Origin of the sequence: Rhodococcus sp. MS13 (genome assembly GCF_013277835.1) — a bacterium.
Lineage (GTDB): Bacteria > Actinomycetota > Actinomycetes > Mycobacteriales > Mycobacteriaceae > Rhodococcus_F > Rhodococcus_F erythropolis.
Genome location: NZ_VBTL01000002.1, coordinates 529,863 through 552,447 on the forward strand (window position 1 = coordinate 529,863; position 22,585 = coordinate 552,447).

At 62.2% G+C, this 22,585-nt stretch carries 22 protein-coding genes; 11 read left to right on the plus strand and 11 right to left on the minus strand.

Annotated elements, in window-relative coordinates; all coding sequences use genetic code 11:
- Nucleotides 1-65: 65 nt before the first annotated feature.
- From FEZ59_RS04815 to FEZ59_RS04825, 3 genes are all read right to left on the minus strand, one after another.
- A complete protein-coding gene (locus FEZ59_RS04815; RefSeq protein WP_172932303.1) occupies nt 66-1,289 on the minus strand; it encodes an acyl-CoA dehydrogenase family protein in 1,224 nt (407 codons plus the stop codon).
- Nucleotides 1,286-2,563, minus strand: coding sequence for an acyl-CoA dehydrogenase family protein (locus tag FEZ59_RS04820; RefSeq protein WP_172932304.1), 1,278 nt, complete (start codon nt 2,561-2,563; stop codon nt 1,286-1,288). Before FEZ59_RS04820 ends, FEZ59_RS04815 begins: the two co-directional genes overlap by 4 nt.
- A 125-nt stretch (nt 2,564-2,688) precedes the next feature.
- Nucleotides 2,689-3,675 (minus strand): sucrase ferredoxin, encoded by a 987-nt coding sequence (locus FEZ59_RS04825; protein WP_242459692.1) that lies wholly within the window; start codon nt 3,673-3,675, stop codon nt 2,689-2,691.
- Nucleotides 3,676-3,797: 122 nt separating this feature from the next.
- Here FEZ59_RS04825 and FEZ59_RS04830 point away from each other — a divergent pair, with 122 nt between their 5' ends.
- From FEZ59_RS04830 to FEZ59_RS04845, 4 genes are all read left to right on the plus strand, one after another.
- Nucleotides 3,798-4,736, plus strand: a complete 939-nt coding sequence (locus tag FEZ59_RS04830) for an iron-siderophore ABC transporter substrate-binding protein (RefSeq protein ID WP_020906375.1) — start codon at nt 3,798-3,800, stop codon at nt 4,734-4,736.
- Between the two features lie 80 nt (nt 4,737-4,816).
- Nucleotides 4,817-5,314 (plus strand): glutathione peroxidase, encoded by a 498-nt coding sequence (locus FEZ59_RS04835; RefSeq protein WP_003945816.1) that lies wholly within the window; start codon nt 4,817-4,819, stop codon nt 5,312-5,314.
- A 100-nt stretch (nt 5,315-5,414) separates the two neighbouring features.
- Nucleotides 5,415-6,119: a DUF2334 domain-containing protein gene (locus tag FEZ59_RS04840; RefSeq protein ID WP_019747074.1), complete on the plus strand. Its 705-nt coding sequence runs from the start codon at nt 5,415-5,417 to the stop codon at nt 6,117-6,119.
- A 226-nt stretch (nt 6,120-6,345) separates the two neighbouring features.
- Nucleotides 6,346-7,707, plus strand: a complete 1,362-nt coding sequence (locus FEZ59_RS04845; protein ID WP_172932305.1) for an Ig-like domain-containing protein — start codon at nt 6,346-6,348, stop codon at nt 7,705-7,707.
- 8 nt (nt 7,708-7,715) lie between these two features.
- Here the strand turns inward: FEZ59_RS04845 and FEZ59_RS04850 are convergent, their stop codons facing one another.
- Entirely contained in the window at nt 7,716-8,363 is a 648-nt protein-coding gene (locus FEZ59_RS04850; RefSeq protein WP_029254557.1) for an MBL fold metallo-hydrolase, read from the minus strand.
- A gap of 165 nt (nt 8,364-8,528) precedes the next feature.
- Between FEZ59_RS04850 and purS the strand changes: the two genes are divergently transcribed.
- Together purS and purQ are read left to right on the plus strand one after the other, a co-directional pair.
- The gene (purS, locus tag FEZ59_RS04855; RefSeq protein ID WP_003945817.1) at nt 8,529-8,768 is read left to right on the plus strand and encodes a phosphoribosylformylglycinamidine synthase subunit PurS; all 240 of its coding nucleotides are present in this window, start codon (nt 8,529-8,531) and stop codon (nt 8,766-8,768) included.
- The gene (gene purQ / locus FEZ59_RS04860) at nt 8,765-9,442 is read left to right on the plus strand and encodes a phosphoribosylformylglycinamidine synthase subunit PurQ (RefSeq protein ID WP_019747077.1); all 678 of its coding nucleotides are present in this window, start codon (nt 8,765-8,767) and stop codon (nt 9,440-9,442) included. Before purS ends, purQ begins: the two co-directional genes overlap by 4 nt.
- Before the next feature lie 83 nt (nt 9,443-9,525).
- Here purQ and FEZ59_RS04865 read toward each other — a convergent pair whose 3' ends face one another.
- On the minus strand, nt 9,526-10,746 hold the full coding sequence (locus tag FEZ59_RS04865; protein WP_020968561.1) for a pyridoxal phosphate-dependent aminotransferase: 1,221 nt from the start codon (nt 10,744-10,746) through the stop codon (nt 9,526-9,528).
- 138 nt (nt 10,747-10,884) lie between these two features.
- On the opposite strand from FEZ59_RS04865, the gene FEZ59_RS04870 reads away from it, so the two are divergent.
- Nucleotides 10,885-12,291: a PLP-dependent aminotransferase family protein gene (locus FEZ59_RS04870; protein WP_021342999.1), complete on the plus strand. Its 1,407-nt coding sequence runs from the start codon at nt 10,885-10,887 to the stop codon at nt 12,289-12,291.
- 57 nt (nt 12,292-12,348) lie between these two features.
- Nucleotides 12,349-12,795, plus strand: a complete 447-nt coding sequence (locus FEZ59_RS04875) for a hypothetical protein (protein WP_172932306.1) — start codon at nt 12,349-12,351, stop codon at nt 12,793-12,795.
- 6 nt (nt 12,796-12,801) lie between these two features.
- Here the strand turns inward: FEZ59_RS04875 and FEZ59_RS04880 are convergent, their stop codons facing one another.
- On the minus strand, nt 12,802-14,010 hold the full coding sequence (locus FEZ59_RS04880) for a macrolide family glycosyltransferase (protein ID WP_172932307.1): 1,209 nt from the start codon (nt 14,008-14,010) through the stop codon (nt 12,802-12,804).
- Between the two features lie 180 nt (nt 14,011-14,190).
- Between FEZ59_RS04880 and FEZ59_RS04885 the strand changes: the two genes are divergently transcribed.
- Complete coding sequence (locus tag FEZ59_RS04885; RefSeq protein WP_003945505.1) at nt 14,191-14,481, plus strand: YiaA/YiaB family inner membrane protein; 291 nt, start codon at nt 14,191-14,193, stop codon at nt 14,479-14,481.
- Here FEZ59_RS04885 and FEZ59_RS04890 read toward each other — a convergent pair.
- Both FEZ59_RS04890 and FEZ59_RS04895 read right to left on the minus strand, forming a co-directional pair.
- Nucleotides 14,465-15,586, minus strand: coding sequence for an ATP-binding protein (locus tag FEZ59_RS04890; RefSeq protein ID WP_172932308.1), 1,122 nt, complete (start codon nt 15,584-15,586; stop codon nt 14,465-14,467). The genes FEZ59_RS04885 and FEZ59_RS04890 overlap by 17 nt on opposite strands.
- On the minus strand, nt 15,583-16,296 hold the full coding sequence (locus FEZ59_RS04895; RefSeq protein ID WP_172932309.1) for a response regulator transcription factor: 714 nt from the start codon (nt 16,294-16,296) through the stop codon (nt 15,583-15,585). Before FEZ59_RS04895 ends, FEZ59_RS04890 begins: the two co-directional genes overlap by 4 nt.
- Before the next feature lie 215 nt (nt 16,297-16,511).
- On the opposite strand from FEZ59_RS04895, the gene FEZ59_RS04900 reads away from it, so the two are divergent.
- Nucleotides 16,512-17,162, plus strand: coding sequence for a DUF305 domain-containing protein (locus FEZ59_RS04900; protein ID WP_172932310.1), 651 nt, complete (start codon nt 16,512-16,514; stop codon nt 17,160-17,162).
- Nucleotides 17,163-17,319: 157 nt separating this feature from the next.
- Nucleotides 17,320-19,338 (plus strand): heavy metal translocating P-type ATPase, encoded by a 2,019-nt coding sequence (locus tag FEZ59_RS04905; protein WP_242459693.1) that lies wholly within the window; start codon nt 17,320-17,322, stop codon nt 19,336-19,338.
- 18 nt (nt 19,339-19,356) lie between these two features.
- Here FEZ59_RS04905 and FEZ59_RS04910 read toward each other — a convergent pair whose 3' ends face one another.
- From FEZ59_RS04910 to FEZ59_RS04920, 3 genes are all read right to left on the minus strand, one after another.
- Nucleotides 19,357-20,127, minus strand: coding sequence for an alpha/beta fold hydrolase (locus FEZ59_RS04910; protein ID WP_084326971.1), 771 nt, complete (start codon nt 20,125-20,127; stop codon nt 19,357-19,359).
- 143 nt (nt 20,128-20,270) lie between these two features.
- Nucleotides 20,271-20,810, minus strand: coding sequence for a hypothetical protein (locus tag FEZ59_RS04915; RefSeq protein ID WP_172932312.1), 540 nt, complete (start codon nt 20,808-20,810; stop codon nt 20,271-20,273).
- 51 nt (nt 20,811-20,861) lie between these two features.
- Nucleotides 20,862-22,463 (minus strand): ABC-F family ATP-binding cassette domain-containing protein, encoded by a 1,602-nt coding sequence (locus tag FEZ59_RS04920; protein WP_019747087.1) that lies wholly within the window; start codon nt 22,461-22,463, stop codon nt 20,862-20,864.
- Between the last annotated feature and the right edge of the window lie 122 nt (nt 22,464-22,585).

Below are 22,585 nucleotides of genomic sequence, written 5' to 3' on the forward strand. Positions count from 1 at the left end.
CTGGTCGTAACGATGAAAGAGACCGCCGCACTAACCGTGCGACGGTCTCTTTCTGTTCGTGGGTGCTATGTGTACCAGGTGGGTTCGGGAATCTCGCCGGTCAGAAAACGACTACCGACTTCACGGCGCTTGTACGCGAGCGGATCGTGAAGGGTATGCGTCCGGATGTTGCGCCAGTAGATATCCAGGCCGACATCGTTGGACGTGGCTCTGGCACCGGTCAGTTCGAAGATCTTGTTGCTGATCTCCAAGGAGACGTCGGCGGCGCGAAGTTTTGCGGCCGCAATGCGTACGGCGAGGTCGCCGCGAGCCTGCTCGGTGAGGTTTTCGCGAGCGTCGTGGAGCACGGCGTCGGCCTCACGGCTGACCTGATCCACGAAGGCCTCCGCTGCCCACAGCTTCGATTGCAAGTCGCCGTAGCCCTCACGGAGGTACCACTCGTCGGTTGCGATTTCGCGGTTGTCACCGCCGTACGGCCATGGACGCGTACGGGTTCGGGTGTACTCGGCCGCAGTGTCCAGTGCGCCACGGGCGATCCCGAGGTAGAAGTTCGCGAACACGATCTCGATCGCGGGGAAGTTCAGGGTGTTGTAGACCAGAGGTTGGAATTCCTTGTCGACAAAGCCTGCCGCACTTGCCCAGTCGACCTCGACGTCGTTGATCTCGACACTGCCCGAATCGGTGAGGCGCTGCCCGAGGTTGTCCCAATCGCCGCGGAAGACTATGCCGTCCTGAGCAGTCGGCACGATAGCGAACACATGCGTCGCAGTTCCGTCGATGATTCCTTCGAGCACCGTGAGGTCGGTGACTCGTCCGCCGGTGGAAAACGACTTCACACCGTTGAATACGAGGGTGTCTCCGCGATCCACGACGGTGAGGTCGGTGTCTCGAGGGTTCACCGCGCCGCCGAAGAAGAATCGGTTGCTCGTGTACAGCTCCTCGACAGCGGAGATCTGCGGATCGGTTCCGACCAATCTGGCTGCCCATGCCCACAGGTAGTGATACCCGAGCAGTTGCCCGATCGAGCCGTCGGCGCGCGCGATCTCCCGAACCACCTTGTAGGCGGTCTCCCATCGCTGCCCACCGCCGCCGAACTCGATCGGACCCAGCAGTGTCACCAGACCACTGTCCTTGAGCAGCTGGACTTCTCGGAACGGTGGTTCGCCGGCTCGGTCGCGGGCGAGCACGTCGGCGGCAAGGACGTTGCTCACCTCGCGAGCGCGGTCGATCCAGCCTTCGGATGTGTCGGGAACGCCGACGAAGACTTCGGTTTCACTGGTCACGGTCATGCCTGTACATCCTTTTCGGTCGGTGCAGTCCCGATGGCCCACACGTAAATCGGTTCGGTTCCGTTGATTTCGTAGTCGCCGACAACTTTGGATTTGAAGACGACCGGATTATGACTGGCCACGGTGCGCGCGTTGCGCCAGAACCGATCGAGATCGAGGTCGCGGCTCACTCCGGAAGCGCCGAGTGCGTCGAAGATCTTGGCCGTGGCCGGAACGACGAGTCCGATCGAGGCGACTTGCCCTCGCCCCGAATCGATTTCGGCTGCGATGTTGGCGGCTTTCTCTTCCTCCGGCGAGCCGGAGAATGCGGCTTCGTATGCCCATTGGGACGACTGTGCTGCGTGCAGCGCCACGGCCTCGGCTGCAAAGGCAGCAGAGGACACCTCGCCGACAACTTGCTGGATCTGCGAATCCTGCGCGTATCTCGGAGCGTTGCCGTGACTGAAGGTTCGAGTGCGAGCGGCGACTCGACGAGAGATCTCGGTTGTCGCAGCCTTGGCGATGCCGGCGAGAGTGGCGAGATGGAACAGTTGGTAGAACGCGGTCTGGTATTTGAATCGCGTCGAGAAGTCGAAGATGTTCTCCGGCTGGACTATTGCGTTCTCGTAGACGGACGAGCCGGAGCCAGTCGTCTGCTGGCCGAACCCGTTCCAGTCGTCACTGTGTGTGACACCGGGTTGTCTCGCTTCGACTGCGGCGATCACGAATGCGCCGGTGTCGGTGCGCTGCGAGTACAGGTCGATCCAGTCGGCGAAAATGGAACCCGTGCTGTAGAACTTTGCCCCGTTCGCCAGGAAATGGTCGGAATCGGGTGCGGGCGAGACCTTGGTGTTGGCTTCGCCCAATGCAACGTCGCCGATTTCGGTCCACGCGTTGCCGACCAACTGTCCCTCCGCGAAGCGTCGGAGCCAGGTGTCGCGCTCAGGTCCGGGGTCGGCGACCAGTCGGTCTTCGACAAACGCGAAATGACCGCGCAGTGCCTGGGTGATGTTGGAATCGGCGCTCGACAACTCGACTAGTAACCGGATCAATTGCGGGATGCTCGCGCCGGATCCACCGTGTGTTGTCGGCACCCGAACGGCGCCGAAGCCTGCTTTCTTGAGTGCGTCGATCTGTTGGAAGGGAAGCACGTGATCGCGTTCGCGTTCGACGACGGCTTGTGCGATGTCCGCGAAGATCGGACGGAATTTTGCTGCCAGTGTTTCGTAGTCGACCTCACTCTTGATCGGATCTGCAGACCGGGAAACGGCATTCGGCGTCAGTGCGGTGGTCATGGGAAGAATGCAAGCTGTAATCACCAGGGGCGTCGATCCTTCATCGCGACCTGATTCGAAGTGTTGTCAGTCCGCGCAAATCTCGGTTCGATGGCCTGCCGGGCAGTTGTACCGGAATCGAATGGTCAGTGCGATTGCTCGTGAAGGTGTTCTACGATCCATCCGTTCCATTCGACAGTTCCTCCGGAACCGCAATCGTGTCGGAACGGCTGCCCTGGAGAGCCGGGTCGAACGACCACGCGAAAGTCTCTCGCCTCCAATCGAAGATCGACAGTCGTGTGTTCTCCGTCGACGCTCTCGGCGACACTCTCGAGTGCGTCCGTCGCGACGATGCCGGTAACGCGTCGGACTGCGTGTTCGGCGGACTGAGCGGCCTGTGACAGTGCCGCTCGGCCGCGCAGGTGCAGCAGCTCCAATTCTCCGGCTTGGTATTTTTCGGCTGCATCGATCGCGGAGTTGCCGTCCAGTCGGCTGAAATAGACTGCGGCGGGCCACGCAATCATGTTGGCCGCGAATCGATCTCCGCCGATGTGACTGCATTCCCACACATCTGCGATCTGTGCCGCGTTCAGCGCCGACACGACCGGGCGACCGAGTTCCGCGCAGCACGCATCCTTCTTTCCATGTGTGCAGACTGCGAAGAGCGGTTCCGTGCGGGAGCGGCCGAAGTCGGGTTCCACACCGGTGGCCATCGATTCGGACGGCAGTACCGACAGGTCCTCGTATCGGTCGACCGACCCTTCCCGCATCCACTGACGTGTGCCGTCCGTCCAGGCGAGTACGCACATCGGGGTGAGGACTCGGCGGTTGCGGGGCCGCCGGATCACCACGAGGCGGATACGACCCTGCGCTGCGTAGATTTTTTCGGTGAGTGCGACGGGGAGAACGTCGTCAGGAGCGGACGCCGGCCAGGGGCCGGGGTGCTCGATCAACACCCACAGATGTGTCATTCCGGCGCGACCGACCATCGGTTCGCCGGCGGTCGACGACTGCCGTGTACAGGCGTGAGGGCGTCGACTGGTTTGCGGATTGGCGACAAATTCCGGAAAGCACTGCGTAGATGCCTTCCCCAGGACACCGTCGCTGCAGGTGTGGCAGGGAAGGGAAGACATGATGAGGCTCCAGTCTCGTAGGTTAGGCTCACCAGACTATTGGATGGTGAATCCTTTGCTCAGCCGTGGTGAATGCGCGTGGCTGTGACGGTCGAAAGCAGTCGGTAACAGGAGTGTTGGGAATGAAACGCAGTAACTCGCGGGCGAAGTACGTGCTGGGTGGTTTTGTCCTCGCCGCCATCGTGGCAACGACAACGGCGTGTGGCAGTGACGACAAGACGGATACCGACAGTCAATCCGCCGACACCGTGCACGCGGTCACCCATGCCCGCGGAACCACGGACGTACCGATGGATCCGCAGAGAGTTGTCGTGCTCGAGCCGGTTCAGCTCGACACGTCGGTAGCGCTGGGCGTGATTCCCGTGGGCACCGCGGTCCTCAGCGAGACGACCGGTGTTCCGGCGTACCTCGGTGAGAAGGCCGCGGAGATCGAGATGGTCGGCACCGTCGCGGCGCCGAACCTCGAGAAGATCGTCGCACTGAGCCCGGACCTGATCATCGGAACGGAATCGCGGCACGGTGATCTGTACGAGCAACTCGCTGCCATCGCGCCGACCGTCTACATGGCGACCCAGACCGATCCGTGGCAGGACAACGTCCAGTTCGTCGCAGAGGCGTTGAACAAGACCGATCAGGCAGGCGAACTGCTCGGTGACTACACGGCACGCTGCGAGGAAGTGGCGAGCAAGCACAGCACCGAGGGCAAGACCGCTCAGCTCATCCGTCCACGCGACGACGTTCTGACGCTGTACGGACCAACGTCGTTTGCCGGAAGCACTCTCGAATGCGCGGGACTCACGATTCCCGCACGCGACTGGGAGAACTCGATCTCCGTCGACCTCTCCCCGGAATTCGTCTCCGGAGCCAACGCCGACCTCATCCTGGTCACCTCCGCGAAGCCGGCAGATGCCAGCACGATGCCGAAGGCCGTGGCGGACAACGCCGGATTCTTCCCGAACCCACATCTGGTCGACATGTCCTACTGGATCACGGGCGTCGGACCGCTCGGCGGCCTCACCGTTCTGGACGACCTCGATCGCATTCTCGGAGCATCGAAGTAGCAGTAGGTGAGAACAAGCAGTAGGTGAGAACAAGTAGTGGGCGAGAACTGGCAGTCGGCAAGAGTCGCTAAGTTGGACCTATGACAACTCCAGTACAGAACATCGCGATCAACACCCTCGGTGGCGTGCCCACCTCGTTGGGTGAATACGACGGCCGTGCCGTGCTCGTGGTCAACGTGGCATCCAAGTGTGGACTGACCCCGCAGTACTCGGCGCTCGAGAAGCTGGCCAGCGAGTACGCCGATCGCGGTCTGACCGTGATCGGCATCCCGTGCAACCAGTTCATGGGGCAGGAACCGGGTACCGCCGAAGAGATCGAGACGTTCTGCTCCACTACCTACGGCGTCACGTTCCCGCTCCTCGAGAAGATCGAGGTGAACGGCGAGAACCAGCATCCGCTGTACGCCGAACTCACCAAGGCTGCCGACGCCGAAGGCGCTGCGGGCGACATCCAGTGGAACTTCGAGAAGTTCTTGATCGGACCGGACGGCACCGTCGTCAACCGCTTCCGTCCGCGGACCGAACCTGACGCTCCCGAGGTTGTCGCCGCCATCGAAGCCGCGCTTCCCAAGAATTAGTAGCTGCGCTTCCGAAGAATTAGTAGCTGTGCTGAAAACTGCCGCCGGATGATCATCCGGCGGCAGTGTGCTGTTCACCCACAGCTGCCAGTATCGGAGTATGTCCGCAGAACTGATCGTGTCGGTATCCGGAATCAGAGACGAGACATGTTATCTCGCTGCCGGATTCGCAGACGAGATGGACGCTCGAGGTGTCCGCCTGTCGCTCCTGGTGGCGCCGCGACTGAAGGACAAATACCGACTGGCCGACGACGCGGTGACGACCGCCTGGCTGCGTGAGCGTCGTGAGCACGGCGACGCCATCGTTCTGCACGGCTACGACCAGGCCGCGACCAAGCGTCGTCGAGCCGAGTTCGCCACTCTGTCGAAGCACGAAGCAAAACTGCGACTACTCGCTGCGGATCGGGTTCTCGAGCATGCAGGTCTTAGGACCCGGGTGTTCGCACCGCCGCGCTGGGTGGCGTCGCCTGGTGCCATGTCGGTGTTGCCGGAGACCGGCTTTCGGACGATGGCAGGCCTCGGCGCAGTACACGATCTGACCCGTGGAACCTTGCAGCGGGGAAGGGTTTTCGGTATCGGCGAGGGCTTCAAGGCCGAGCCGTGGTGGTGTCGCGCATTGGTTCTCGGAGCCGGGCGCGCCGCCAAGCGTGGAGGACTGGTCAGATTGTCGATTACTGCCAAGCAGTTGGGAAACGAGGGCCCACGTCAGGCTGTTCTCGACGCTGTGGACCTCGCGCTTTTTCATGAGGCCACCTCGCAGGTATACCGATGGAACTCCCCGTCGCAGGAACTCGGCGCTGCCTGAATTCGGTCATTGGCAACTATTCGATAGCTGCGAGATGGTGTCGTGTGTCCGGGTTGCCCGAGCAGGCAGACTCTTCGCATTTATCCCGTTCCTTGCAGGCAGTAGGGCCGATTAGGTCAAAGTCGCATAAAGTGGACGTTGAATTCGAGTATGGCGTCGCCCAACCTTTTCGCTGCTACAGTGCGGGCAGTTAATCTGCCGCTAGTAGACGAAGTTGAGGTTCACCATGCGCGCACGAGGGTTCTCCAAGTCGGCCGAGGGTCTTGTCGCTCTGGCTGTGGGCGCAGTCGTCTGTGCTGCAATCGTCCCGGCAGTTGCGTCTGCCGCTCCGACCGGCGTGGTTCACACGCTGCCGACGGGCGGTGTCGACGGCGGTGCGAGCGAAGGCACCCGCACCGCAACTGTCGACGACGAAGGTGAGCAACTCACACTGCGGCTTCACAAGATGAATCTGCGGGGATCCGACTTCTCGATGGCCGTACAGGAAAGCGGCGGCGAGCTGACCGATGTGGTGATCCCGGCGCCCCGTTCGTACATCGGCAGTGTGGAAGGGCATCCGGACGCAATCGTCTCGGCCATCGTCGACTCCGCCGGAACACTGCGCGGGCAGGTGATTTTCGATCGTGGTGCTTCGATCGAGTTCGTGGGATCCGACGTGGTCGGTCGCAGCACGGCGCCGATCGACGCAAAACCCAAGTGGCTGACCGCCTCTATCGCGTCGGCCTCGGCCGCAAGCGTCGGCAAGACGGTGAAGCAGTTCGTGGTGGGATTGGATCTGAGTGGCGAGTGGTACTCCGCGCACGGCGCAGGCAGTCCCGCCGTCGCTCTGGATCGGGCCGAGGAATCAATGGCCCGAACCGCTGCCATCTGGATCAGAGACGTCGGAATTCGGCCGATCCTGGGTCGGGTTGTCCTTCGGGCCGATGCCGCGAGTGACCCGTATTCGAGCAGTTGTGAAAACCTCGACCAGTTGGAAGGTCTGTGGTCCGATCAGGTCGGGACGAGCGTCGATCAGGCGACTGTCGTCTGCGCTTCCGGTGGCGGCAATGCCTACTACTCGACGTTCGAACTCGATCACAGCTACGCACAGGTCGGGGCCGAGCCCGATGGCAACTTCAGCCGCGTTCTCCGCCACGAGTTGGGCCACAACTTCTACGCCGACGACTATCACGGCGGCGGCGCCGAGGGATCGACCATCATGAACGGCAACGACCTCTCGCGCTTCGACGGCACCGAATTTGCTGCCATCGTCGATGCCGCGGACGTGGCCTCGGATCGACTCGACGACGTCGGTCGGTACACGGCAAGCCCGATCCCGCCGTACGCCGCACTCGACACCGCGCAGGTCCGCTCAGGTGGCACAGTCACCGTCGACGCCGTCGCGAATGATCATGACAGCAACGGAGATTCGATCAAGGTAACCGGGGTCGAGGCGACGTCACTTCTCGGTGGCACCGTAAAGCTCGAAAACGGCGAAGTGGTGTTCGAGGCCGGAACGAAGACAGGCACCGACAGGATTCTCTACACACTCACCGACGCAGCCGGTGGGACGAGCACCGGCTGGATCATCGTCGATGTGAGTGCGTGAGGACTGAATCAGGCGACTTCGACGCTCGACTCCTCGCCGAGAACTCGGAACTCGGTACCGTCGGCAGCCATTTCCGAGTAGCGACCGTAGAAGATGCCTGTGGCTTCGTCGCGGATGATCGCTTGATGGATGGGAACCGCGACGCGCGGCGCTACCGCGCGGAGGTAGTCGATGGCCTCCGAGATCTTGAGCCACGGTGCGGCGGCGGGAAGGGCAAGAACGTCGACCTTCTGTTCGGGGACGTAGAGGGAATCGCCGGGATGCATGAACTGCGCCGGGTTGGTGGCGTCGCCGAGGAGGAACGCGGTGTTGTCGATCATCGGTAGGTCCGGATGGATGATCGCGTGCTCTCCGCCGGTCCCAGTCACCTCGACGTCGCCGATGCTGAACCGGTCGCCCGGCCGGACTCCCGTCCAGCGCCCACCGAGCTTCTCAGCCGTCTGCGGATCGCTGTACAGCACCGCGTCGGGGTTTGCTTCGGCCAGTTCGGGCAGCCGCGCCGGGTCGGCGTGATCGGGGTGTTGATGTGTCACGAGGATGGCGTCGAGGCCGGTGATGCCTTCGAATCCGTGCGAGAAGTTGCCGGGATCGAAGAGGATTTTCGATCCGTTCAACTCCACGAGCACACAGGAATGGCCAAAATGTGTCAGTCGCATGATTTCGAGTATGCGCCGCCCCGAAGGGACTCGCAGGCGGGTTTCGCGGGTGTTGGCCGTCACGCCCCGATCACTCGATGCGAACCATCTCGGGTGCGCCCGGTAAACTGGCCATCACCCGGGCGTTTCACTCCGGGTTCGCGCACTAGTACCGAGGAGCAGCACGTGGCCCGTGTCGTCGTCGAAGTCATGCCCAAGGCCGAGATTCTCGACCCCCAGGGACAGGCAATTGTCGGGGCACTGTCTCGCCTGGGCTTTGCAGGAGTATCCGATGTCCGTCAGGGCAAGCGGTTCGAGTTGGAGATCGACGGCAGTGTCGAAGACGCCGAACTCGAGAAGATCGCCGAAGGCCTGCTGGCCAACACGGTGATCGAGGATTGGACCGTCAGGCGAGTCGAGGCATGAGCGCACGTATCGGGGTTATCACGTTCCCGGGCACGCTCGACGACATCGATGCTGCTCGGGCCATCAACCTGGCCGGCGGTGAAGCTGTCGAACTCTGGCACGGCGACGCAGACCTCAAGGGTGTCGACGCGGTTGTCGTTCCCGGCGGATTCTCCTACGGCGACTACCTTCGTTGCGGCGCGATCGCACGTTTTGCTCCCGCGATGGGCAAGGTTGTCGAAGCAGCCAAGGGCGGCATGCCGGTCCTGGGCATCTGCAACGGTTTCCAGATCCTCTGCGAAGCAGGTTTGCTCCCCGGTGCCCTGACCCGTAACCAGGGTCTGCACTTCATCTGCCGCGACGAGTGGTTGACGGTCGAAGCCAACAACACGGCTTGGTCCTCGCGTTACGAGGCCGGCGCCCAGATCCTCATCCCGCTCAAGTCGGGTGAAGGTCGCTTCCAGGCTTCCGAAAATGTTCTCGACGAACTCGAGGGTGAAGGCCGCGTCGTCTTCCGCTACTCGGAGGAGAACCCCAACGGTTCGCAGCGTCGTATCGCCGGTATCTCTTCGGCCAACGGCCGCGTCGTCGGTTTGATGCCGCACCCCGAGCACGCCACCGAGGCTCTCACCGGACCGAGTGACGACGGACTCGGCTTGTTTTACTCGGCACTCGACGCGATCGTCACTGCCTGATCGCCTGCTGATTTTCACCACTGAACGCCGACCGGAAATCCGGTCGGCGTTCAGTCGTTTGTGGGGGCGTCCGGGTTCTCGGGTTACTGGTTGTAGGAACTGAGGAAGTTGCCGAGACGCTCGAGGGCGGTCGCGAGGTCGTCGGTGTTCGGCAGGGTCACCAACCGAAAGTGGTCGGGTTCGATCCAGTTGAACGCGCGGCCGTGACTGACCAGAATCTTCTCCGATTCCAGTAGATCGAGAACGAACCTCTCGTCGTCGACGATGCCGAACTTGTCGACGTCGAGCTTCGGGAACAGATACAGCGCGCCGTCGGCCTGCTGACAGCTGATCCCGTCGATGCTGTTGAGCGTGCTGTGCGCGAGATCGCGCTGCGCTGTCAGTCGACCTTGCGGGAGCAGGAGGTCCTCGATGGATTGGCGTCCGCCGAGTGCGGTCTGGATCGCGTGCTGCGCCGGCACATTGGCACACATTCGCATGTTGGCCAGCAGTTTGATGCCTTCGATGAAACTCGACGCCCGCTCGAGTGGTCCGGTGATGGCCAGCCATCCGGCTCGGAACCCGCAGACGCGGTAGGCCTTGGACAGCCCCGAGTACGTCAGACACAAAACGTCTCGCCCGGTCATCGACGCAAGGTTTGTCATGGATCGGCCGTCGTAGACGATCTTCTCGTAGATCTCGTCGGCGAAGAGCATCAGGTCATGCTTGCGGGCAATGTCGACGAAGCGTTGCAGCACCTCCGTCGAGTAGACGGCGCCCGTCGGATTGTTGGGATTGATGACGACAATCCCTCGGGTGCGCGGAGAGATCCGGGCTTCCAGATCGTCGAAGTCCGGTGCCCAGCCCTGGCTTTCATCGGTGAGGTAGTGAACCGGCGTGCCGCCGGCAAGTGAAACCGAAGCCGTCCACAAGGGGTAGTCGGGAGCGGGAATCAGGATCTCGTCCTCGGGATTGCAGAGCGCCTGCATCGTCAGCGTGATCAGTTCGGAGACGCCGTTTCCGAGATAGATCTCGTCGACGGTGACGTCGGTGATACCCCGCGTCTGGTAGTACTGGACCACCGCGGTGCGCGCCGAATACAGTCCGCGAGAATCGCAATATCCTTGGGCGGTAGGGAGATTGCGGATCATGGCCATCATGATTTCGTCCGGTGCTTCGAATCCGAAGGGGGCCGGATTACCGACGTTGAGTCGCAGGATCGTGTGTCCCTGATCCTCGAGTTCTTCGGTCTTGTCGAGAATTCGCCCTCTGATGTCGTACCTGACATTCTCGAGCTTGCGGGCCTGATCGATGGGTGTGTTCACGCGGTTACGTACCTCTCCGGTTCGGGTGGGCGAGTTGTGTTTCAGATGAGAAGGGCGCCTCAGGGTTCGGTCTGGAAACGGACATTGATTCGCGATAGCGCTAGCGGCGAGAGGAGAGTAGCGCTACTATGATTCGACATGTCCAATGATAGCAGTTCGAGGATTGTCGCAGCCTTGCGCGAATGGATCGCGACGGCACCTCCAGGCGCGAAGCTTCCGTCCACTCGGTCGCTCGTGAGCCTGCACGGGGCGAGCCCGGTCACCGTGCAGAAGGCGCTGCGAACGCTGGTATCTCAGGGGGTGGTGGAGGCTCGTCCCGGTGTGGGGACCTTCGTACGCGCCGCACGCGTCGTGCGACCCAACGATTACGGGTGGCAGACCGCGGCGCTCGGATCGCCGAACTATCGTCTGCAGCTGCCTATTGCGCTGCAGTCCACCTCCAACGACGTGATCGCACTGCATTCCGGCTATCCGGCCCGAGAGCTGTTGCCCGAAGGGCTGGTTCGTGCAGCATTCACCAGAGCGACGCGAACCGACGCCGTGTTCAATCGGCCCCTCGCCGCCGGGCTTCCGGAACTGCAGTCCTGGTTTGCCTCCGAATTGGGTTCCGCAACTCCTGCCGGCATCACTCCGCCGGGGCCGAACGACGTGGTTGTACTTCCCGGCAGTCAGGGTGGGCTTGCGACGTCCTTCCGCGCGTTGGTGGGGGAGGGGCGTCCGTTGCTCATGGAATCGCCGACCTACTGGGGTGCGATCCTGGCTGCCGCCCAGGCCGGAGTCACGGTCATTCCGATCTCCAGTGGTGCCAACGGTCCTGATCCCGACGAGCTTTCGCGTGCATTCGAACAGACCGGTGCCCGTGCGTTCTACGCACAACCGAGCTTCGCGAGCCCGACGGGAGCGCTGTGGTCGCCGTCGTTGGCTGACAAGGTTCTCGACACCGTCCGTCGGCACGGCGCCTTCCTCATCGAGGACAGTTCGGCGCTCGACTTCGGAATCACCGCAGATCCCAGCCCCATCGCTGCACGCGACGACAGCGGACACGTCGTCTACCTTCGTGCACTGACCAAGAGCGTGTCGCCATCGGTGCGAGTTGCCGGATTGATCGCCCGAGGCCCGGCCTACGAGCGGATTCTTGCTGATACACAGGCAGATTCGATGTATGTCAGTGGGATGCTGCAAGCGGTAGCGCTCGACGTCGTGACCCAGCCGGCCTGGCGCACGCACTTGCGCCGGCTTCGTCACCAACTCGAGGCCAGACGCGACCTGCTCGTGTCGAGTCTGCGCGAGCATGCGCCGGACGCTCACCTCGACGCTGTACCGCAAGGCGGACTCAACCTCTGGCTTCGGCTCCCGGACACCACGAATCTCGAACGTGTCGTGCAGGACTGCCGGTCGGCCGGCGTCATCGTCGGGGCCGGTGACGATTGGTTCCCGGCAGAACCGACCGGAAAGTTCTTGCGGCTCAACTACGCCGGACCGAACCCGGGTGAGTTCCCCGACGCCGCCCGCATCATCGGCCGAGCAATCACACAACATATGTAGAACTTCACCTCGCTGGTGGTTGACCTGAACTTCCGTTGAGGTTTTATCGTCGTGTCCATGAACAAACAAGCGATGCAGCCACCGGCCAATCAGCCGATCGGATTCTGGACAGCGCGCGCCGGTGAAGCGATTCGCGCGCGCACGCGCGGAGCGCTCGAAGCAATCGGCGTGACCCAGCCGGGGTGGTGGGTCCTGCACCAACTTTCGCTGCACCCGGAAGGGGTGGAGCGAGCTGTCCTCCTGCGAACGATCGGTCCGAACGAATCAACCGACGTGATCGACGCGGCCGTCGACTCTGCTCTCGACCTGGGCTGGGCGCGTGAAGACGAGTCTGTCCTTCTCCCTACTGATGCGGGCTCCCAGCAGTTCGATCGCGCCGCGCGGGTACAGCAGATGCTGCAGGAAGAGCGGATGCAGGGAATCAGCGAAGAAGAATTCGTCACCACCATCACGGTTCTGCAGCGAACCGTCAAGAACGTGGGCGGCGACGCCTGGCACTGGTAGCCACCACTACCGCCGCCCGCTGTCTGGCAGGGCGGCCTCGATCAACTCGACGGCACGAGATACACCGCCCGCCGCTGCGAGTTCTTTTGCCAACTCTGCACTGCGTCGGCGGAACTCGTCCGAGCTCACCCGGGTCAGCGCCTCACGAAGCTCTACTGGCGTGACGGTAGCGCCGTCGACGCGTACTGCGACACCGGCGTCGACGAGTGAGTCGGCGTTGCCGAACTGATCGACGGCTTGCGGCACCGCGATCATGGGCGTGCCGGTCACGAGCCCCTCGCTGGATCCGCCCATACCCGCGTGGGTCACGAATGCGTCGGCCTGCTGCAGAATCGCGAACTGCGGTACCCAGCGGTGTATTTCGACGTTGGCGGGCAGTGGTCCGAGATCCGAGATCTGCACCTGCTTTCCGATCTGGAGGACGACGTGCCAGCCGTCCGTCTGGCCGAAAGCCTCGACGCAGGTGCGATAGAAATCCGGATGATCGGTGAAGGCTGAACCCAGCGAAATCAACACAAGCTTGCGTTCGGGATCCGGGTTCACCCAGGGTTGGTTGCTCGGTTCGAGTGCGGGGCCGACAAACGTGTAGACGTCGCGGTTCACTCGATCGGCGTTGGGCTGCATCGATTCTGCGATCAGCACGATTGCACGGGGTGGGCGTCCGGTGAACTCACGCGGATCGACCTCGACGCCTTCGGCGCGGAAGAACCGGGCCTCCCGATCGAGCAGGTCGACGCCTCTCGGATCGGAACGAATCTCGTCGTACATCGGTGCGGCGTCGGCTTCGTAGCCGTCCCAGGCAACATACGTCGGCGACAACTGGATGATGGGAACGTTCCACTGCTGAGCCAGTATTCGCGCGGGGATCCCGGCGATGTCGTAGAGAAAGAGGTCGGGACGGTCGTCGTCGTAGATTTGGCGCAGCTGCGGCAGCATCGCCTCGTAGTCGTCCTGGAAAATCGTCAACTGATCGATCAGATCCCCATCCCAACTCTTCTCCGGTTCGGCGCCGTCAGGGGAAGGAACGAGGCTGGGCAGCGTGGAGACGTACGGTGCGAATTCGGCCCCGGTCGCCTCGATGACCTCGCGCATCGACTCGTCGTTGGCGTAGGTGACGCGGTGACCGGCGGCGACGAGACGCGCGATGATCGCCAGGCTCGGATTGACGTGGCCAGGTGCCGGAATGCTCACCATGGCGATATGTCTGCGGGTCATCGATCACTCCTGCCGTCTGACTGTTGTCGAACAACAACTGTTCTGGAACAACTCCGGATACCGGACCGAGACTATCCACCAGGATGGGTAACGGCATCTGATTTTTGCCGGGGAAGTACCGTGCGCACTCGAGTAGGACTACGCATCCGAGTGCCGGGATGGGCGAGCAGACTTCGAAGCATGAGCACACCGACAACACCTTCGAAGACCACTGCAGCCTTCTATCTGCAGGCCGGAATAGCCTTTGCCGTCAGTTTTGTCGGCACCCTCCTCGGAATTGCGTATCTTCCGATCGATGCGTGGCAACGCGGATTTCTCGGAATGTCCTTGCTGTTCTTGGTCACCAGTACGTTCACGTTGGCCAAGGTGATTCGTGATCAGCAGGAGGCGTCTACCGTCAGGGTTCGAGTGGACGAGGCTCGACTCGAGAAGTTGATCGCCGAGCACGATCCGTTCAAGGCAGCTGCCTGAGTCCCATCGGCAAAGTGAGGACGAGCGTGCTGCCGAGCGGCTGCTCGTTGCGGCGGGCCGTCAGGTTGCCGCCATGCGCCAGCGCGAGGCTCCTCGCAATGGTGAGTCCCAAACCGGAGCCGTCGGATCGATCACCGCGATGGAAACGGTCGAAGACGGATTCGAGTTGGTCTGCGGGAATTCCGTCACCGGTATCGGTGACGGACACCGTGAGGTGATCACCTTCCCGTGCGAGTGTCACCTTCACCGAACCTCCGGTTGGAGTGTGCCGCAACGCGTTTTCGAGCAGGTTGGCGAGGATCTGTTCGATTCGTTGGCGATCGACCTCGGCCGTGACCGGTTGCGGAGGCAGGGCGGTTGTCAATTCGACTCCACGATCGGCAAAACGTGGCCCCGCTGCTGCCGTTGCGCTGCAGACGACGTCGTCGAGATTCTCGGTCCGGCGATCGAGTTCGAGAGCGTGTTCGTCGGCAGCGGAGACGTCCGCCAGATCGCACGACAGCCGACGCAGACGTTCGAGTTGATCGCGCATCACCGACCACGACGAAGGATCTGTCGGCACAACTCCGTCCTCGATACCGTCCACGTACGCAGCCAAAGTCGATACCGGAGTGCGCAATTCGTGGGCAAGGTCGGCAAGCAGTCGTTTGCGGACCCGATCCGAATGATCAAGGCGTGCAGCCATGTCGGCGAATGCCGTTTCGAGACGCGTGAAATCGGCATCTACGTCGGACCTGCCGATAGTCACGTCGAAGTTCCCGTCGGCGACGCTTTGCGCCGCCTCTGCCAGCATGGTGATCGGTGCCGTGACGCGTCGGACGATGTAGACCGCGGCGATGCCTGCGCCCACCAGCGCGACCACGATCCCGCACAACAGTGCAATGGCCATGGTCTGAGCGAATGCTTCTTCGGTGTGGGTACGGACATTCGAGTCTTCGATGCCGGCCATCATGAGGTGGTTGTGAAAGAGCGGGGCAGCGACGGCGATGGCAACGGCGGCGATGACGAGGCAGGCGACGAACAGGACGACAAGCTGCGCGAGCAGTAGTTTTCCGCGTAGCCCGAGTCTTTTCATGACGACCGCGTTCATGACGACCGTGTTCATGACGACCTCAGGGAGTATCCGACGCCCCTGACGGTTCTGATGAACCGCGGATCGGTCGCGTCGTCGCCGAGTTTGCGGCGTAATGCACGGACATGGACGTCGACGATGTGCTGGTCCCCGAACCAGGACGACCCCCACACCGAGGCGATGATCTCGGCCCGACTCCAGGCTGCGTCGGGTCGGGATGCGAGCGCGGACAACAGGGTGAACTCGGTGGGGGTCAGATCGACCAGGTTGTCGTCGACACGGACCGTGCGGGCCAGGACGTCGATGTCGAGTCCGGGAGGCGTTGGCAGCACTTTCGGCAGCAAACTCGACGCGCGTGGCCGTCTGAGCAGAGCTTTCACTCGCGCAACCAACTCGCGGGGGCCGAAGGGTTTGACCACGTAGTCATCCGCGCCGGCCGCCAGACCCGTCACTTTGTCCGACTCTTCACCGAGGGCGGAGAGCATCAGGATGTACGCGTCCGAGAAGGTGCGGATTCGTCGGCAGACTTCCATGCCGTCGAAGCCCGGGAGCATCAGATCGAGCACGATCAGCGCGGGCTCGAATTCGCGCACCGAGCGTACTGCGCTCGGCCCGTCGTGGGCGAGGCGAACGGTGAATCCTTCGCGTGTCAGATAGTTGGCGACAACCTTCGCGAGGGCAGTCTCGTCGTCGACGACAAGTACACGCCCCGGTTCCTCACCAGGTCGTAGTTCGGCGCTCATCAAACCGAGGTTAGTCGACTGCGTGTCTGCATTGCTGTCGTGTGGTGGTTTCCGCTCGACTGTGAAGATTCGATGAAGGAAGCCTGTTTGGGCCGGTTATCGGGCTTCGAGGCGGATTTTCGCCGGTAACGTGGGAACTGTGCAAGTGCAGCATTGTTGTCAAATCAATTGTGGTGCAGTGCATATCGAACAGAATCAATTCTCGGGAGTGAAACATGTCTTTGACGGTCAGGAAGAGCGCCGCACGGTTCGTACCGGTTGTGGCAGCGGCAGCACTGTTGATTGCCGGATGCTCGGACAACTCCGGGGAGAGCGTCAACCATTCTTCCGAAACAACTAGCGTCGCAGCACAGTCGGAGATTCCTGCGGGTGTCAATGCTGACGACATCGAGTTTCTCGAAGGGATGTACCCGCATCACGCGCAGGCATTGGACATGGCCAGAATGGTCGACGGTCGAACCGACAATGCCGAACTTCTCTCTCTTGCAGCGCAGATAGAGGCAGCGCAAGGCCCGGAAATGGCTCAGATGACGGAATTGCTGACGAAGTGGGGACGCCCCGATCCTTCGTCGAGTTCGATGGAGGGCATGGATGATTCGGCGCATGCGGGACACGGCGTCGGGATGGCCGAGATGCCGGGCATGATGTCGGCCGACGACATGACCGCCCTCACCGACGCCAGTGGCGCGGAGTTCGACAAGTTGTGGCTGACGATGATGATCGAGCACCACAAGGGTGCCATCACCATGTCCCAGACCGAACTCGACAACGGGCTCGATCCATCGGCGGAAAAGATGGCAGAAGCGATCATTGCCGGTCAGCAGGCGGAAATCACTCAGATGGAGGCGATGTTGAAGGGGAAATGAACGGTTGACCTCGGCCGCGTGACCTTGCTCGGTGACCGAGTCGGGCATACGTTCGAGGCTGATGGTTTGACCGCTGCAGTGTCGAAATCACACGCGAGGGGATGACCGCCACATGGATCACAGTCAGATGGACCATAGCGCGATGGACCATAGCCAGATGAAGCACGGTGCACACGGTGGTCACGCGGATCACGTCGCACAGTTCCGGACGTTGTTCGCAGTCATGCTGGTAATCGCAGTTCCGGTTGTTGCGGCAGATGCGATGTTCGCTGATCTGGTCGGGTACACATTGCCGGAAAACTCTCTGGTGGAATGGATCTCACCGGTGCTCGGCACCGTGATGTACCTCTGGGGAGGCAAGCCGTTCCTCACCGGCGCTGTCGCCGAAATACGTTCTCGGCAACCCGGAATGATGCTTCTGATTGCACTTGCCATCACCGTTGCCTTCTTCGCTTCTTGGGCTGCAAGTCTGCACTGGGTGGATCACACTCTTGATTTCTGGTGGGAGCTCGCGCTTCTGATCGTGATCATGTTGTTGGGTCACTGGATCGAGATGCGTTCGCTCAGTCAGACATCGAGCGCCTTGGATTCGCTTGCCGCTTTGCTGCCCGACGAGGCCGAACGGGTGATGGGGGAGTCGGTGGAAACCGTGCCCACCGCAGCTCTGGCCACCGGCGACCTGGTGATAGTTCGTCCCGGCGCCCGCGTTCCCTCGGACGGAACGGTCGTCGAGGGCAGTGCCGACATGGACGAATCCATGATTACGGGTGAGTCGAAGACCGTCCGCCGGACTGTCGGAGATCAGGTGGTGGCCGGTACCGTAGCCACCGACTCGGCACTTCGGCTTCGAGTAACAGCGGTGGGAGAAGACACTGCGCTCGCCGGTATTCGGCGCCTGGTCGAACAGGCGCAGAACTCGTCGAGTCGTGCTCAGGTGTTGGCGGACAAGGCCGCTGCTCTGCTGTTCTGGTACGCACTGGGCGCGGCAGTGCTGACCGCGATCGCCTGGAGTATCTGGGGCACACCGGAGAGCGCAGTCACCAGGACGATCACCGTTCTGGTGATCGCCTGCCCGCACGCGCTCGGGTTGGCGATTCCGCTGGTCGTCTCCATCGCGACGGAACGAGCAGCTCGGGCTGGGATTCTGATCACCGACCGCATGGCCCTCGAGGCGATGCGCAACGTAGACACCGTTCTCTTCGACAAGACCGGCACTCTCACCAAGGGGGAGCCCGCAGTGGTCGGTGTGCGCGGCGTCGACGGGTACTCCGACGACGAAGTTCTCAGCGCAGCAGCTGCCGTCGAATTCGACAGCGAACATCCACTCGGGCGCGCCGTCGTCGCAGCAGCGCGGGACTTGTCGCTCGAATTCACTTCGGGTTCCGACTTTCAGGCGCACAACGGAATCGGGGTTGCTGCGGACGTCGGCGGCGCACGCGTCGGTGTCGGCGGACCGGGGATGTTGAGATCGGTCGGGGCCACAGCGATCCCGGGGACCGAAGAGTGGCTCAGTGACGGGTCGACGGTCCTGCATGTAGTGCGTGACGAGAAGGTAATCGGCGCATTGGCATTGGCCGACGAGATTCGCCCGGAATCAGCATTGGCCGTCGACGCCCTCCATGCTCGCGGTGTTCGAGTGGCCATGGTCACCGGAGACGCGGAGGCCGTGGCCCATTCGGTGGCTCGCAGGCTCGGGATCGACGAAGTTTTCGCCGAAGTGCTTCCTCAGGACAAGGGCGCGCAGGTATCTCGGCTTCAGGCTGCGGGCCACCGCGTGGCGATGGTCGGTGACGGGGTCAACGATGCGCCGGCACTCGCCCAGGCGGATGTGGGTATCGCGATCGGTGCCGGAACCGACGTGGCGATCGCATCGGCGGGAGTTGTTCTGGCCAGCGATGATCCGCGTTCGGTGAGCTCGGTCATCGAGCTGTCCCGCGCCACCTACCGCAAGATGGTTCAGAACCTCTGGTGGGCAGCGGGATACAACGCGATCTCGGTTCCCCTCGCTGCGGGAGTACTGGCGCCCGTCGGGTTTGTGCTGCCGATGGAGGTCGGAGCAATCCTGATGTCGGTATCCACTGTGGTCGTTGCCGCGAATGCCCAGTTGCTGCGACGCTTGGACTTGCGGCAACCACCGGTGACCGCGTTCGAGTCGAGAGTGCTCACACCGCAGTAGTGAGCGGATGAAGGCGGACTACTGTCGGCTCAGGAACGGAACGAGCGCACGCAGCACAGCTTCGGAGTCCGCGACTGCGCTCGCGTGATCAGCCCCCTCGATCACAGTCAAGGCACTGTCCGGGATCAGCGACGCGAGATGCTCGGTATCCGGCAGGCGCTCGCGATCTCTCGATCCGACGAACAACAACGCCGGTGTGGTGATCCGTTGAAGCTCGGCGTCGTCGATGCCCTGCTCCTTCTCGGCCCGGCGCATGTAGGCCGCGAGTGCGAGGGCATCGTTGATTCGAAAGGCAGTCGCAGTCTGTGGATCCACCGGTTTGCCGCGCCTCGCGCCCCAACCGCTCAGAAACCCCTCGATACCGCCGCTTTCGAGTGCGTCGATGCAGCCTGGGAAGAACAATGCGTCGAACGCCCCCGTCATCGGCCGGCTACTACCGCCCCCGACGGTCAGCGATCGCACCCGTTCGGAGTGCTCGACAGTCAGCGACATCACCGAGCGCCCGCCGAACGAGTATCCGAGGACGTGCGCCGGTTCGAACGGAGACTCCGTGTCGAGGATCTCCAGGAGATCGCCGACCACCAGATCCATTGCATACGAATCGGAGTCGTGTGGTTTGTCACTGCGTCCGTGACCCCGCATGTCGACGAGGATCAGACGATACTGTTCCTGGAGCGCCTTGACGTACCCGAAGCCACGCCAGATGGAGCGCGACAACGCTGTGCCGTGCACCATCAACAGGGGTGGGCCATCGCCCACGATCTGATAGGCGATCCGCGCACCGTCCACCGGATTTCTCACGTCGTGCAACACCCGTCCAGTATGGGTGCCAGCTACTGCGCACACGAACTCGAGTAGTCGTCCGGAGCCATTCCGACGGATGCCGTGAACTTTCACGACCAGTCGAGCAATCAACTCGGCCTCCCTCAGAGCTACCGGTCACTGCCCGGCCGGGCAGTACCCACTGTTCCAAGCAATGCATCGGTGAAGGGGTCTGCCGTGCTGACGCCTGCGGCTATGCCCCGAAGCAGAGCCTCGAAATCAGTGGCAACGACGGTGACCTCCTCGAACTCAGGCTCTCCTCCACGGACAACCTGACCGTCCGGTGCGAGCGCCAGGTACTCGTACCCATTGCGTACCGACAGCAGAATCGGGAGGTGAGTGGACCAGAAGGCGTTGATCGCCGCGCGCTCAGCCGGCCCGGAAGCGACCGCCAGGCTCTCGTGCCGGAACGCATTCCAGGGAAACACCTCATCGCTGACGCCGACTCCACCGGCATAGTTCTCCGCCGAGAGAAACCACACCTGGTCGTCGGAACTGGCAAGTACGGAGAACGAACTCGCCCACACGAGGAGTTGATCACAAACGCCGACCAGCGGTTGCGGAACTGGGGCAGAGGCCGATCGAGTAGGTTCTTCGCGAACCCAACCTGCGATCGACAGCGCGGCGGTTGCGTCGAGGTGAAGGCACATCGCCCCACAGTAAGGCCAGACCGTCTCGCACCGATAGCGTCAACCGTCGGCCTACTCGGGATCGATGTCCTGAATACCATTCTCGTCCATGCTGATCCATCGCGTTATGCCGATGTCGCGCAGGAACGGCAGATCGTGACTCACCACCACCATGGCACCGCGGAAATCGGAAAGTGCCTGCGTGAGGTGAGCGAGACTCGGTAGGTCCAGGTTGTTTGTCGGCTCGTCGAGAAGAAGCAGCTGGGGCGCGGGTTCGGCCAGAAGGATCGTCGCTAACGCCGCGCGCAATCGTTCACCGCCGGAGAGCGCAGAAGCCAACACATCGGAATCCGTTCCCCGGAAAAGGAACCGTGCCAACTGCCCACGAATTTCCTCGGCTGTCGCGTGTGGCGCGGCCAAAGCGACGTTGTCCGCCACCGAGAGATTCTCGTCGAACACGTCGAGACGTTGGGGGAGCGCACGAGAGGCTACGAACGGAGTCGACGCAGCGAGTGCATCGAGCAATGTTGTCTTGCCGATTCCGTTGCGTCCCAGTAGCGCAATCCGCTCCGGCCCGGTGATCTGGAGCGATACCCCTTGGCCGCTCCGCAACGTAACCTCGGCGAGCCGCGCAACCTGCTGCCCCGGATGAACCTCTGTAGCAGGAAGGTCCAGGCGAATCTCGCGATCGTCTCGAAGGAGTTCCTCTGCCTCCGACAGGGCGGACTTGGCCTCGTCCACCTTCCCGATATGGTTGAGGGCCAGCTTTCCGGCCGAAACTTGGGCTTGGCGTTTTCGTTCCTGCGCGATAATCAGTGGCACCCGCTTGTTCTCGAACATCTTCTGCCCATAGCGCTTACGTCGGTCCAGTTTTGTTCGAGCGTCGATCAGCTCGCGGCTCTGCTTCGCCAGATCGGCCTTGGCGTCGCGAACAGTGGCGAGTGCGTTTTCCTGCTCAGCGGTCACGACCTCCTGGTAGTGCGAGTAGTTGCCGCCGAACACGCGTAGATCCCCCCGACGTAGTTCGACCGTGTACTCCGCGGTGTCGAGCAGTTCCCGGTCGTGGCTGACGATCAGTACGGTTCCCGGAAACTGTTGGACTGCAGCATGAACTCGTGATCGAGCGTCGCGGTCCAGGTTGTTGGTCGGCTCGTCGAGGAGCAGCACCTGCGGATTCTTCAGCAGCGTTGCGGTCAGGCCGAGTAGGACGGTCTCTCCGCCGGAGAGGGTGCCCACGGTTCGGCTCAGTGCCGCCGTATCCGGAACTACCTTCGCGAGGCCGAGTCGATGCAAGGTGGAGAGAGCGCTCTCCTCGATATCCCAGTTGTTGTCCACGAGTGCAAAGTCGGACTCGGATCCGTCACCGGTTTCGATGCGGTGCAATGCGTTTCGTAGTTCGTGGATACCGAGGATGCCGTCCACCCGAACACTCGGATCGAGTGTGATGTCTTGGCGGAGGTAGCCGACCTCGCCGGAAGCGGTTACTGATCCGGATTCCGGTGAGAGCTCTCCCGCGATCAATCGCAGCAGAGTCGACTTTCCCGATCCGTTAAGTCCCACGAGACCGACACGGCCACTGGGGAATACAAAATTAGTGCGGGAAAAGACTGATTCGCCGTCCGGCCAGATGAAGGTGAGATCCGAGAGCGACAGAGAAGGATGGGATTGGGTCATGAGTACTCCAGAGGGTGCTTGGACTGTGCGCCCGGCTCAGCAATTGCTGATGGGTGCGAGTGCCTTCGCGTGATGAACCTCTAGAGGAGCAACGGCCCGTTTCCTGTTCTGTCGGGAATGAT